Here is a 12,035-nt window from a genome sequence, read left to right on the forward strand (position 1 = left end):
CAGCATCGGCGAGCGGTCGCCGACGCGGGGCGCGGGCGGCGTCGCCGCGGCGCCTGCGGCAGGCGCGGGCGCCGGGGTCGCGCCTGCCTCGGCCGGGATCGGCGGCGGCAGATTGGCCGGGTTATTCGGATCGAAGAAGCCCGTTGGCTTGGGCAGCGAGGCGACCAGCGTCATGTTGCTGATCGCCTGGCCCGCATCGCGGAAGCCCGGGGTGAGAACCGCGCGGCGATCGTTGGACAACGGCCCCAGCAACGCCGCCATGCGCTCGATCTCGGCCTGCTGCTCGTTGATCACGTCGTTGGCGAATTGGAACAGCACCGGATCGTAGGCCGAGCCCGAGCGGCGCAGCAGCGCGCGCGCCATGGTCAGCGCGCCCTCGTGATGGTGGATCATCCGCTCGAGGAACAGCCGGTCGAACGCCGCGCCTCGGGCGGCCGCGAGCGCGGTCATCTGCGCGGGCGTCGACATGCCCGGCATGTCGGCATGGGCGGAGTGGTCCGCATGATGCGCGGCCGCGACATTGGGCACTTGCTGGCCCCGCTCGCGCAGCCAGGTCTGCATGAAGCTTATCTCGTCGGCCTGCGACGCGGTGATGCGCCCCGCCGCCTGCTCGATCGCCGGCAGGGTGCTGCGCGACTCCACAAGCGCCGCCATCTCGACCGCCTGCTGGTGGTGCAGGATCATGTCCTGCATGAACTTGACGTCGTCGGGCGAGAAGCGGGTGTCGGCGATCCGCACCGCTTCCTCGGCACTGATCGTCGTCGTGGGCTGGCCGGGGGCGCCGGGCTGCAGGATCGGCACGTCCTGGGCCGCGGCGGCGGTGCCGACGGCGAGGATGGCCAATGCGGCGGAGCAGCGCAGCGCGCGCCGGACGGACGAACGACGATCGATAGCCAAGTGCAGCCTCCCTTTTTTCTGTGTGGGACGAGGCCTAGCACGGCCCGGACCCGCGGGGGAACGGGCGAGAAGCCGGCGCTTTGTGGCTTTTGAGGCGCGCCGCGGGAGACTAGACGAAGCCGATGGCCGATCTGTTCGCCGCCGATGAGCCCCCTGCCCCGCCGCCCGCGCCGGAGCCGGACGAGAGTGCGCCGCTCGCCGACCGCCTGCGCCCGCGCAGCCTCGACGACGTCGTCGGGCAGGAGCATCTGACCGGCGCGGACGGTGCGATCGGCCGAATGGTCGCCGCCGGCAAGCTCGCCTCGATGATCCTGTGGGGGCCGCCCGGCACCGGCAAGACCAGCATCGCCCGGCTTCTCGCCGACGCCGTCGGCCTGCGCTTCATCGCCATTTCGGCGGTGTTCTCGGGCGTGGCCGACCTGAAGAAGGTCTTCGCCGAGGCGCGCGAGCATCGCAAGCTCGGCCGCCAGACCCTGCTGTTCGTGGACGAGATCCACCGCTTCAACCGCGCCCAGCAGGACGGATTTTTGCCGTACGTCGAGGACGGGACCGTCGTCCTCGTCGGCGCCACGACCGAGAATCCCAGTTTCGAGCTCAACGCCGCGCTTTTGAGCCGCGCCCAGGTGCTGATCCTCAACCGGCTCGACGCCGCTGCGCTCGGCCGCCTGCTCGACAAGGCCGAAACGCTGATGGAGCGCCCGCTTCCGCTGACGCCCGCCGCGCGCGAGGCGCTGGTCGCCACCGCCGACGGCGACGGCCGCTTCCTGCTCAACCAAGCCGAGACCCTGTTCTCGATCGAGTTCGACAAGCCCTTAGAGCCGGCCGAGCTCGCCGCCCTGCTCCACCGCCGCGTCGCGGTCTACGACAAGGACCGCGAGGGGCATTACAACCTCATCTCCGCGCTTCACAAATCGATCCGCGGCTCGGACCCGCAGGCCGCGCTCTACTATCTCGCGCGCATGCTGACCGCCGGCGAGGAGCCGCTCTACCTGCTGCGCCGGCTCGTCCGCACCGCCGTCGAGGATATCGGCATGGCCGATCCCAATGCGCTGGTCCAATGCCTCGCCGCCAAGGACACCTACGACTTCCTGGGGTCGCCCGAGGGCGAGCTCGCCATCGTCCAGGCCTGCCTCTATCTCGCCACCGCGCCCAAATCGAACGCCGCCTACAAGGCGCAGAAGGCGGCATGGCGCTTGGCGCGCGAGACCGGCTCGCTAATGCCGCCCAAGAACATTTTGAACGCCCCGACCAAGCTCATGAAAGAGGTCGGCTACGGCAAAGGCTACAGCTACGACCATGATGCCGAGGGCGGCTTCTCCGGCGACAATTACTGGCCCGAGGAAATGCAGCCGCAGACATTCTACGAGCCGACCGACCGCGGCTTCGAGAAGCGCGTGGCGGAGCGGATTGCCTGGTGGGAGGAGCAGCGCGCCAAACGGCGGGGCGAGGAATGACCACGCACCAGCTCGGCCTGATCTTCTCGCTGGTGCGGTTCGGGTTGCTCGCCGTGATCGCCGCGGCAGCGATCCTCGGCTGGCTCACTGGCCTGCAGGCGTTCGTGGCAGCAGCCGTCGTTACCGCCGGCAGCGCGGTCGCCCATTTCGTCATCACCTGCGAAAAATGTGGCAAGTCGGTCTACTACAAGGAAATCTTCGCGAACTCCGCCGGTAGGCTGATCAACCCGATCGTTGGATTTCCGGAGCGGCAGTGCTCCCGGTGCGGCGCAGATCTCGAGGTGCAGGGAGCGAAATACGGCCAATGAAGAACTGGGACGAGGCGGTCGCCTTCGCCTGCTCCCTGCCCGACGTGATCCTGGAGAAATGGTGGGGCACGCCTTGCCCGAAGGTCAACGGCAAGGGCTTTATGTCGCCGGGGCGAGAGAAAGGCAGCTTCGCGCTGATGGTGACTCATCCCGAGAAGCAGATCCTGTTCGAGACCGACCCGGACACCTTCTGGGAGACCGATCACTATCGCAACTACCCGATGCTGCTCGTCCGCTACGGCACGCCGGCGCACGAGCGGATCGAGCTCTACATCCAGCGCGCCTGGTGGGACCGCGCCAAGAAGCCGCAGCGCGCCGCCGCGGGCATGACGGAGCGCCCCTGACCCACTTCGCCCGCTTCGCCGCCATCGACTGGTCCGGCGCCAAGGGCCGGCGCCACAAGGGCATCGCCATCGCGATGGCGGAGGCCGGATCGGCCGCGCCCAGGCTGGTCCGGCCGGACCATGTCTGGTCGCGAAGCGAGGTTCTGGACTGGCTTGTGGCGGAGGCGAAGAAGGCACCGACCCTGTTCGGCTTCGACTTCAGCTTCGCACCGCCGATCGCCGAGCGCGGCGAATATCTGCCGGGCGAAGCCGACGTCCCGAGCACAGCGCGCGCCTTCTGGGCCTATGTCGACCGCCATTGCGACGACGAGGATCTCGGCGCCGCGAGTTTCCTCGAGCAGACCCACCGCCGCCATTTCTATTTCGGAATCGCCGACGGCGTGAAGGCCCAGTTCATGCACTTCCGCCGCTGCGACGCGCGCCTCAACGCGCAGGGCGGGCGCAAGACGGCCAGCGCCTATGACGCGATCGGCGCGGCGCAGGTCGCCAAGGCGAGCTTCTCCGGAATGCGCCTCCTCCATCGCCTCGACGGCAAGGTCACGATCTGGCCGATGGACCCGCTCCCGCAGCAGGGCAGCGCCGTCGTCGAGATTTACACCCGCATCTATCTGCGCCGCGCCGGAATGACGGGGACCAAGCTGAGGTCCAAGGTCGATCTCAACCGCGCCCTCAAGGGCCTTGGCAGCAAGCCGGTCCGGCTGCCGTTCGAGCCGAACGACCACCAGACCGACGCACTCGTCACCGCCGCGGGAATGCGCGCGCTTGCGGCGAGCGAACCCCGCGCCTTCGCTCCCGAAGGCCTCACGCCCGATCTCGCCCGGGCCGAAGGCTGGACCTTCGGCATCCTCTGAAAAGAAAAAGGGCGGCGAGTTGCCCCGCCGCCCCTTTCTTGTTTTCGATCCGGTGAGGATCAGAAGCGGTAACCGACGCCCACCTTCACGCGCCAGACCGACGAGGAAACGTTGATCTGGTTGTCGTCGTTGAAGTTCTCGACGCCGTTGAAGTCGCTCAAGATATAGCGGCCCTGAGCATCGACCCCGGAGATGCTGGCGATGTCCTGCAGCCCCGAGAAGTTACGGCGCCGCTGGATGTTCCACTCGTCGTTGAGGAAGTTCAGGAAGTTGTCGAACACCGCGAACACGCGCAGCGAGTCGTTCATCCCGCCGACGCCCAAGAGACGGCCCGGGCCCGGAAGCTCCTGCGAGAAGCTGAGGTCGAGGTCGTAATACCAGTCGTTGGTGCAGGTGTTGCGGTCGATCGTCTGCCCGGCATAGCCGCGCGCGCACGGCAGGCCATTCAGGAAGCCGACCAGGGCATTGACCGCGTCCGGATCGGAAGCCGGCGACAGGTTCGGGTCGTTCACGCCCGTCGGGACATAGAGCAGCGCGTTGTTGTTACCCGACGCGCTGTCGTTGAACACGCCGCCACCAGCGAAGGTCAGGCTGTAGGGACGGCCCGACCGCGCGACGAAGGTGAAGCCGAACGAGGTCGTCAGATCCTCGACAAACTCCTCGCGGAAGGTCGTCGCCAGCGTGATGTTGTGCCGGCTCTCGAAGAAGCCGCGCGAGGGTTCCGGATTCTGCCGGTCGAACGCCGCCGACAGGTCGTAATTCGACCCGGCGGTGGAGTTGTACATGTTCCGCTGGTCCTGGGCGTCCGTGTAGGCGTAGCCGAAGTTGAAATAGACCGAGCCGCCCGGCGTGAAGATGCCACCGTCGAAATTCTTCGAGAGAATGAACGACGCGATATGGCTGCGGAAGCCATCCGTGTTGGTGAGCATCAGCTCGTCGTCGCGGCTGGTGCCGAAGCAGGCCGCGGTGACGCCGCTATAGATCGGGGTCGGGTTGGCCGAGACCAGCTCCGCGTTGCAGTTCGTCCGGGTCGGGTCGATCGCCTGATAGATCGGGCGCCCGTCGACGGTGAAGCCGCTCAGACCGGCGCGGATGTCCGGGGTCTGCGACAGGTCCACGATCGAATAGGGATTCTCGTAGCGGCTGTAGATATAGTCGAAATCGACGTTCCAGCCGCTGAAGAAGCCCGTCTCCGCGAAGTTGAGCTGCGTGCGCAGGCCCAGGTTGGCGCGGAGCACGGTCGGGATCTTGATGTCCGGATCGACCGACTGGGTATCGCCGAGCCCGGCCGCAGCGCTCGCCGAGGCTGCCGCCTGGAAGCAGGCGGGCAGACCGGTGAACTGGCCGTTGACGACGACGTCGATCTGGCCGGACGGGCAGCCCGGCGAGCGGGTCGTGCCTTCGGAGAAGCCGAAGCCGTTGTTCTGGAAGGCGTTGCCGAACCAGACCAGCGGGTCGCCGCCCGAGAAGATGCCGACGCCGCCGCGCACCTGGGTGCGCGAGAAGACGGCGAAATCATCGAGGTCGTAGGTGAAGCCGAAGCGCGGCATCAGGACCGGATCGAGGTTGCTGAAGCCGGTCGTGTTGTTGAAGCCGTAGCGGTTGAAGAAGTTCGGGTTCACGTCCGGCTGATCGCCCGCATACCAGTCCACGCGCACGCCGAGCGTGACGTCCAGCCGGTCGTTCACCGTCCACTCGTCCTGGGCATAGAGCGAGTAGACGCTGCGGATGAAGCTCGCGGCGGCGTCGTTGACGTCGCCGGTCCGGCTGAAGTTGCCGAACGCGCCGACCGACGTGTTGTTGACCAGGTTGTTGGGCGTCGTCGTGGTCGACGAGCCGGTGTTGAGCAGGCCCTGCTCGAGCGCATCGGCGTTGCGGAAGGTCAGCGTACCGGTCGCGTTCTGGACGAACAGGTTGAAGATGTCGGCCCGGTTGATCTCGGCGCCGATCTTGAACTGATGAGCGCCCGCCGAGATGTTGGCGACGGCGCGGAACTGCTCGACCAGGGTCTGCAGATCGTTGGCCGAGCGCGAGAAGCCCGGGCCGGCGAGCACGGCGCCGTTCGGCGTGGTACCCGGATTGTCGATGCCGACGATGATGCGCGGGATCGGGTTGGCCGACTGCGCCTCGCCGCCGCCGATCGGGTCCTGACGATCCTGGACCTCGGAGCGCGAGTAGCGCACCTCGGTCGACAGCGTGTCCGACCAGTTCGAGTAGAGGCGGCCCGAATAATAGTTTGAGATCGTGCCGCTGGTGAGGAAAGTGTTGAGGCCGGTGACCTGCGGCGAATTCTGGCCGGTGAAGAAGTCGTCGGGACGGACCGTGCCTTCCTCGAGCCGCTGATAGGTGCCCTCGAGGCGGTGCTCGTCGGTGATCTGCCAGTCGACGCGCGCGAAATAGCGGTCGTTGGTGAACGGACGGCTGCGCACCAGCGGGCCGGTCTCGATACCGTAGACGTCGCTCAGGATCTGCGAGATGCGGTTGAACTCGGCGACGGGAACGCCGGCGAGCTCGTTCGGGTAGCCCGCGCCGGCGGGGCCGTCGTCCTGCGACTGGCCGGCTTCCTGATGCTCATAGGCGCCGAAGAAGAAGAGGCGATCGGGGATGATCGGACCGCCGAGCGACACGCCCCAGCGCTTCTCCGGCTCGATCGGAGCGACCGGGCGCCCGTCGACCGACGTGCCGCGAAGACCCGAATCGGAATATTCGAAGAAGGCGGTGCCGTGAAACTCGTTGGTGCCGCCGCGGGTGACGACATTGATGGCGCAGCCGGTGAACTGGCCGAAGTCGACGTCGAACGGCGCGAACTGGACCTGGGCCTCGCGCACCGCGTCATAGGGAAGCGGAGTCGACGAACGCGACGAGAAGCCGGTGTCGTTGAGGCCGTAGACGTCGCCCTGGCTGATGCCGTCGACGGTGAAGGCGTTGCCGCGGTCGTTGCCGCCGAGGCACGAGATGCGGTCCTGGCCCGAACCGCCGTCATCGCGGTCGAGGCTGACGCGCGGGTCGATTCGGATGATGTCGCGGACGTCGCGGTTGAACGTCGGCGCTTCCTGAAGGACGGTCGCGCCGAAGGCGGTGCCCGGGCCGATCGCGCGCAGCTGCACGTTGGCGCGCTGGCCGGTCACGACGATGACGTTCTCGGCGCCGGCCTCGGCCGAGGCGAGGTTGAACTGGAGCGTGGTCGCGCCCTGCAGGGTCGTCGTCAGGTCGCCGACCGTCTGGCCCTGGTAGCCGGGCGCGGTCGCGGTGACGGTGTAGGGACCGCCGACGGTGAGGCCGGTCGCCACGAAGCGGCCTTCGCTGCCCGCCTGGATGGTGCGCTCGGCACCGGTGCGGGTGTCGGTGATGACGACGGTGGCGCCGGCGAGCGGAGCGCCGGCTTCGTCGGTCACCTGGCCTTCGATCTGGCTGGTGATCTGTTGCGCCTGAACGGCGAGAGGCGCCGCAAACACGGCTGCGGCGGCACAAAGCAGTCTGGTCTTCTTCATTCTACCCCCCGGGGAGACGGTGACAGGCAATCAAATGCGCAAAAATGGGCGCTCGCTGGAGAATCAGCGATGTCCGGAGGCGCCCCTAAGCGCGCTTTGTTGCATGAATGTGACCTAAGGCAAGGGGTTTAGCCGGACTCCACCGGTTGCGCTGTGCACTTCCTGTGGATGACTGGATTTTGGGCAACACTTGACGCATGAGGGCCACGGTTTGCCGGGTTAGCTCAGTTGGTAGAGCACCTGATTTGTAATCAGGGGGCCGTTGGTTCGAACCCGACACCCGGCACCATCCACCCGATCCCGGCTCACAGGCCGATCTGCGGCCGCGTGATCATCAGCCAGAAGATCGCCATCACTGCGGCGAAAGCGGGAAAGCCGAAGGCGAACCACCAGCGGACCAGGCGGTGATAGGCGGGCGGCAGCGGCTCTCCGCTCGCCACCGCGGCGCGGGCGAGATCGCGCATCCGCGCCTGCATCCACACCACCGGCAGCCAGAACAGGCCGGTGACGACGTAGAGGATCATCGAGGCGACGATCCATCCCTCCCACAGCGAATAGCCGACCTCGCGCGCCAGCAGCACGCCGGTGACCGGCTGCGCGATCACGGCGGTCGTCGTGAAAACGATGTCGGCGATGACCACGATCCGCGCCGTCCCCGCGATCACCGCCGCGTCGCCGCTGCGGTGCGCCATCAGCATGAAGAAGGCGATTCCGGCGCCGGTGCCGAGCAGCACGGTGGCGCCGATCACGTGGAGATATTTGAGGACGAAATAGGTCGTGATCATCGCTCGTCCAGGATTGCCAGCAGGATGAGGTTGAGCGCCAGGATCGGCCACACCTTCATCAACGGCCCCAACGGATCGAGCCACAGGTCAGGCCGCACCAGGGTGCCGGCAACCAGGTAGGAAATGGTGACCGCGAGGGCTGCGAGGAGGCCGGCCTTCGCGGTGCGCCGGAACAGGATCAGTCCCGCCACCGCGATGTCCGCAAAGCCTCCGGCGATGACCGCGAGCTCGGCGGTGGATGGCGCCGCGCTCGCCTCCATCACGCCGAGAGCCGCGCGATAGCCGGGACCGAGCGTGATCAGCCCGGTTGCCAGCCAGAACAGGATGAAGATCGCGAAGGCGACCGGCTTCAGGAGATAGAGCCGCGCGAACCAGCGCTCCTGCACCGACGCCGGCTCGGCGGCGAGAGCGGCGGCGAGCGGCGTCGGCTGGATCCCGATCGCGGCCCGCCAGGCGCTGTTGTCGCCAACCGCGCCGCGAACTAGTTCGCGCCGGGCGGTCGAGCGCACCGGCGGGCGCCAGCCGAACCAGGCGACGAGGTCGCCAAGCCGCCACATCAGGCTCATCAGGACGCCCGGAACCCGGATGCGCCGTGCCGGCCGCCAGCCGAGCCAGCTTCGATAGGCGGCGACCACTTCGTCGAAGGACAGCCGTTGCGGGCCCGCCAGCTCGAGCGCAACCCAGGACGCAGCGCCGGGCTTGAGCCGCGCGACCGTCTCCGCGACGTCGTCGAGCTGGACCACGTCGAGCGGCCCCGCATCGGCGATCCGCGGCAGCGCGGGCAGCGACGCCAGCGCCCGGAACAAGGCGCTGCCGCCATAAGCCTGCCGCCCGACCACGACCGACGGGCGCAGGATCACCCAGTCGAGGCTGGTCGCCTCCAGCGCCTCGTCGCCGTCCATCTTGCTGCGCGAGAAATCGGTGATCCCACCCCGGTCGACGCCGATCGCCGACAACTGGATGACCCGCCGCACGCCCGCCCGCTCGCATGCGCGCCACAATGCGGCCGGCGCGTCGCGATGCACTTTCGCGGTGGAATCGCGGAGGCTGTCCTGGAGCGTGCCGGCGCAATTCACCACCGCCTCGATGCCCTCAAGATGCGGCAGCCAATCCTCCGGTCCGCGCACATCGCGCAGGTCGGCGACGATCCAGCGGGCGACCGGCAGCCGCCGCGCAGCCGCGTCGCGGGCCCGGGTGAGGCCGACGACCTCATGCCCGGCCGCGACGAGGCGCGCCGTCACCGCGGACCCAATCAGGCCGGTTGCCCCCAGGACCAGAACCCGCATCCGCATCCCCCATGCACTTGGCTCTAGGAAGCCGACCTATCCCGGATTAGGCGGAGCGCAAAGCCAAGGAGCCTCCACATGAAGACTCGCGCCGCGATCGCCGTCGCCCCCAACCAGCCGCTCGAGATCCACGAGGTCGACCTGGAGGGGCCCAAGGCCGGCGAGGTTCTGGTCGAGATCATGGCGACGGGCGTGTGCCACACCGACGCCTACACGCTGGAGGGCAAGGATTCGGAGGGCATCTTCCCCTCGATCCTCGGCCATGAAGGCGCGGGTATCGTCCGCGAGGTCGGCCCCGGGGTCACGTCGGTCGCGGTCGGCGACCATGTCATCCCGCTCTACACGCCCGAATGCCGGCAGTGCAAAAGCTGCCTTTCGCAGAAGACCAATCTCTGCACCGCGATCCGCGGCACCCAGGGCAAGGGGCTGATGCCGGACGGCACCAGCCGCTTCAAGCTCGGGAACGAGACCATCTACCATTATATGGGCTGCTCGACCTTCTCGAACTTCACCGTGATGCCCGAGATCGCGGTGGCGAAGGTCCGCCCCGACGCGCCGTTCGACAAGATCTGCTACATCGGCTGCGGCGTGACCACCGGCGTCGGCGCGGTGATCTGGACTGCGGGCGTCGAGCCGGGCGCCAACGTCGTCGTGTTCGGCCTCGGCGGGATCGGGCTCAACGTCATCCAGGGCGCGCGGATGGTCGGCGCCGACAAGATCGTCGGCATCGACATCAATCCCGCCAAGCGCGCCATGGCCGAGCAGTTCGGAATGACCGACTTCATCAACCCGCTCGAGGTCGGCAACGACAAGGTCGTGGCCGCCATCCTCGACATCACCGACGGCGGCGCCGACTACAGCTTCGATTGCACCGGCAACACCGACGTGATGCGCCAGGCGCTGGAATGCTGCCACCGCGGCTGGGGCGAGAGCGTCATCATCGGAGTCGCCGAGAGCGGCCGCGAAATCTCGACCCGCCCGTTCCAGCTCGTCACCGGCCGGGTGTGGAAAGGCACCGCGTTCGGCGGCGCGCGCGGCCGCACCGACGTCCCCAAAATCGTCGACTGGTACATGGACGGCAAGGTCGCGATCGACCCGCTGATCACCCACACCATGCCACTCGACGACATCAACAAGGCTTTCGACCTGATGCACGCCGGCGAGAGCATCCGCAGCGTCATCGTCTACTGACATGGACACGATTTCCATCACCCGCGCCCATGGCGGCACCCAGCATGTCGTGAAGCATTCGAGCCGCTCGACCGGCACCGACATGACCTTCTCGGTCTTCGTTCCGCCGCAGGCCGACGACGGCAGCCCGTGCCCGGTCGTCTGGTATCTCTCGGGCCTCACCTGCACCCACGCCAACGTCACCGAGAAAGGCGAGTATCGCCGCGCCTGCGCCGAGCTTGGCCTGATCTTCGTCGCTCCGGACACGAGCCCGCGCGGCGAAGGCGTGCCCGACGACCCCGCCGCCGCCTATGATTTCGGCCTCGGCGCCGGATTCTATGTCGATGCGACTCAGGCGCCCTACGACCGCCACTACCGCATGTATTCCTACATCGTGGACGAGCTTCCCGACGTGGCCGCCTCGGCCTTTCCAATCGACCTCGGCGCCCAGGCGATCACCGGCCACTCGATGGGCGGTCACGGCGCCCTTACCATCGCGCTGCGCAATCCCGGCCGCTTCCGCAGCGTGTCCGCCTTCGCGCCGATCGTCGCTCCGAGCCAGGTGCCGTGGGGCGAGAAGGCGCTGGCCGGCTATCTCGGCCCCGACCGCTCCGCCTGGCGCGCGCACGACGCCGTCGCGCTGATCGAGGACGGCGCCCGAGTCGACGATCTGCTGGTCGACCAGGGCGAGGCCGACACGTTTCTCGCCGAGCAGCTCCGCCCACAGCTATTGGAAGAGGCGTGCCGATCGGCCGGCATCCCGCTCACCCTGCGCATGCAGCCCGGCTACGACCACAGCTACTATTTCATCTCCACCTTCATGGCGGACCATCTGCGCTGGCACGCCGAACGGCTTCGGCAATCCCGGTAGAGGGGGGTGCATGGCTAGGGCCATTGGGTTAGGCTTCTCCCGCTGCGGCTTGGGGGGAGTTGAGCTTGAGGCATCTGGTCCTGACGGGACTCGCGGTGACGACGGCCGGGATGGTCGCGCCGAGCGCCGCATTAGCGCAGGCCGCCCCGTCACCCGCCGACCAGCTTTGCACCGCCGCCGCGGGCATGGGCCCCGAAGCGCCGGCTTACCCGACCGACCAGGCGCTGATCGCCACCGCGGACGCAGTCGAGGCCGACCTCGCCCAGCTGCGCGCGCGCGGCGACGCCTCCTCGGCCAGCCCCGCCGCGCTGAACGTGGCGCTGGTCGGCGGCCAGGTCCCCGCGCCACTTGCCCTCGCCCGCTATTGCGCCGCGGCGGGCGAGCTGATGCGGCTTAGCGCTGGCGGCAGCCAGCGCCAGGCCCAGACCTTCCTGCTCGCCGCCTACCGCCTCGCGAAGGACAGCGGCGATCCCCTCGCCTCGCGCGCGGCCTATCGCCTCGCCTTGGTCGGCGTGAGCGAGCCGGGCGCCGACGGCACGCGCGGCGCGAGCGGCGGTCGCCGCCGCGGCACCGGCCCC

The 12,035-nt window shown here is 68.1% G+C and carries 11 protein-coding genes and 1 tRNA gene; 8 read left to right on the forward strand and 4 right to left on the reverse strand.

All coding sequences use genetic code 11. The features are described from left to right. A partial coding sequence (locus G7B71_RS14755; protein ID WP_207774814.1) for a DUF305 domain-containing protein occupies positions 1 to 897 on the reverse strand: 897 nt, incomplete at its 3' end. Positions 898 to 1,019: 122 nt separating this feature from the next. Here G7B71_RS14755 and G7B71_RS14760 point away from each other — a divergent pair. From G7B71_RS14760 to G7B71_RS14775, 4 genes are read left to right on the forward strand one after another with little or no spacing between them, the layout of a single operon-like run. After that, positions 1,020 to 2,351, forward strand: coding sequence for a replication-associated recombination protein A (locus G7B71_RS14760; RefSeq protein ID WP_166042289.1), 1,332 nt, complete (start codon positions 1,020 to 1,022; stop codon positions 2,349 to 2,351). Beyond that, on the forward strand, positions 2,348 to 2,659 hold the full coding sequence (locus G7B71_RS14765; RefSeq protein WP_166042290.1) for a hypothetical protein: 312 nt from the start codon (positions 2,348 to 2,350) through the stop codon (positions 2,657 to 2,659). The genes G7B71_RS14760 and G7B71_RS14765 overlap by 4 nt, the downstream gene beginning before the upstream one ends. After that, entirely contained in the window at positions 2,656 to 3,003 is a 348-nt protein-coding gene (locus G7B71_RS14770; RefSeq protein WP_166042292.1) for a hypothetical protein, read from the forward strand. Before G7B71_RS14765 ends, G7B71_RS14770 begins: the two co-directional genes overlap by 4 nt. Next, positions 3,000 to 3,854, forward strand: coding sequence for a hypothetical protein (locus tag G7B71_RS14775; RefSeq protein ID WP_166042305.1), 855 nt, complete (start codon positions 3,000 to 3,002; stop codon positions 3,852 to 3,854). The genes G7B71_RS14770 and G7B71_RS14775 overlap by 4 nt, the downstream gene beginning before the upstream one ends. A gap of 59 nt (positions 3,855 to 3,913) precedes the next feature. Here the strand turns inward: G7B71_RS14775 and G7B71_RS14780 are convergent, their stop codons facing one another. Beyond that, positions 3,914 to 7,345, reverse strand: a complete 3,432-nt coding sequence (locus G7B71_RS14780) for a TonB-dependent receptor (RefSeq protein WP_166042294.1) — start codon at positions 7,343 to 7,345, stop codon at positions 3,914 to 3,916. A gap of 213 nt (positions 7,346 to 7,558) precedes the next feature. On the opposite strand from G7B71_RS14780, the gene G7B71_RS14785 reads away from it, so the two are divergent. Continuing rightward, positions 7,559 to 7,634, forward strand: a tRNA-Thr gene (locus G7B71_RS14785). A gap of 16 nt (positions 7,635 to 7,650) precedes the next feature. Here G7B71_RS14785 and G7B71_RS14790 read toward each other — a convergent pair. Continuing rightward, the gene (locus tag G7B71_RS14790; RefSeq protein ID WP_166042295.1) at positions 7,651 to 8,130 is read right to left on the reverse strand and encodes a DUF2269 domain-containing protein; all 480 of its coding nucleotides are present in this window, start codon (positions 8,128 to 8,130) and stop codon (positions 7,651 to 7,653) included. Beyond that, positions 8,127 to 9,416, reverse strand: a complete 1,290-nt coding sequence (locus G7B71_RS14795; RefSeq protein WP_166042297.1) for an SDR family oxidoreductase — start codon at positions 9,414 to 9,416, stop codon at positions 8,127 to 8,129. The genes G7B71_RS14790 and G7B71_RS14795 overlap by 4 nt, the downstream gene beginning before the upstream one ends. Positions 9,417 to 9,494: 78 nt before the next feature. Between G7B71_RS14795 and G7B71_RS14800 the strand changes: the two genes are divergently transcribed. From G7B71_RS14800 to G7B71_RS14810, 3 genes are all read left to right on the forward strand, one after another. Next, positions 9,495 to 10,607, forward strand: a complete 1,113-nt coding sequence (locus tag G7B71_RS14800) for an S-(hydroxymethyl)glutathione dehydrogenase/class III alcohol dehydrogenase (RefSeq protein WP_166042299.1) — start codon at positions 9,495 to 9,497, stop codon at positions 10,605 to 10,607. A 1-nt stretch (position 10,608) separates the two neighbouring features. Next, entirely contained in the window at positions 10,609 to 11,457 is an 849-nt protein-coding gene (gene fghA, locus G7B71_RS14805; RefSeq protein ID WP_166042301.1) for an S-formylglutathione hydrolase, read from the forward strand. A 65-nt stretch (positions 11,458 to 11,522) separates the two neighbouring features. Continuing rightward, positions 11,523 to 12,035, forward strand: a 513-nt coding sequence (locus tag G7B71_RS14810; RefSeq protein ID WP_207774815.1) for a hypothetical protein, incomplete at its 3' end; no start/stop codon positions are given.

The organism is Sphingosinicella sp. YJ22, from assembly GCF_011320075.1.
GTDB lineage: Bacteria > Pseudomonadota > Alphaproteobacteria > Sphingomonadales > Sphingomonadaceae > Allosphingosinicella.

Excerpts from the sequence above, each read along its gene's own strand:
- fghA (WP_166042301.1), top strand. The coding sequence starts at position 10,609 with ATGGACACGATTTCCATCACCCGCGCCCATGGCGGCACCCAGCATGTC.
- G7B71_RS14800 (WP_166042299.1), top strand. The coding sequence starts at position 9,495 with ATGAAGACTCGCGCCGCGATCGCCGTCGCCCCCAACCAGCCGCTCGAG.
- G7B71_RS14760 (WP_166042289.1), top strand. The coding sequence starts at position 1,020 with ATGGCCGATCTGTTCGCCGCCGATGAGCCCCCTGCCCCGCCGCCCGCG.
- G7B71_RS14795 (WP_166042297.1), bottom strand. The coding sequence starts at position 9,416 with ATGCGGGTTCTGGTCCTGGGGGCAACCGGCCTGATTGGGTCCGCGGTG.
- G7B71_RS14765 (WP_166042290.1), top strand. The coding sequence starts at position 2,348 with ATGACCACGCACCAGCTCGGCCTGATCTTCTCGCTGGTGCGGTTCGGG.
- G7B71_RS14770 (WP_166042292.1), top strand. The coding sequence starts at position 2,656 with ATGAAGAACTGGGACGAGGCGGTCGCCTTCGCCTGCTCCCTGCCCGAC.
- G7B71_RS14780 (WP_166042294.1), bottom strand. The coding sequence starts at position 7,345 with ATGAAGAAGACCAGACTGCTTTGTGCCGCCGCAGCCGTGTTTGCGGCG.
- G7B71_RS14790 (WP_166042295.1), bottom strand. The coding sequence starts at position 8,130 with ATGATCACGACCTATTTCGTCCTCAAATATCTCCACGTGATCGGCGCC.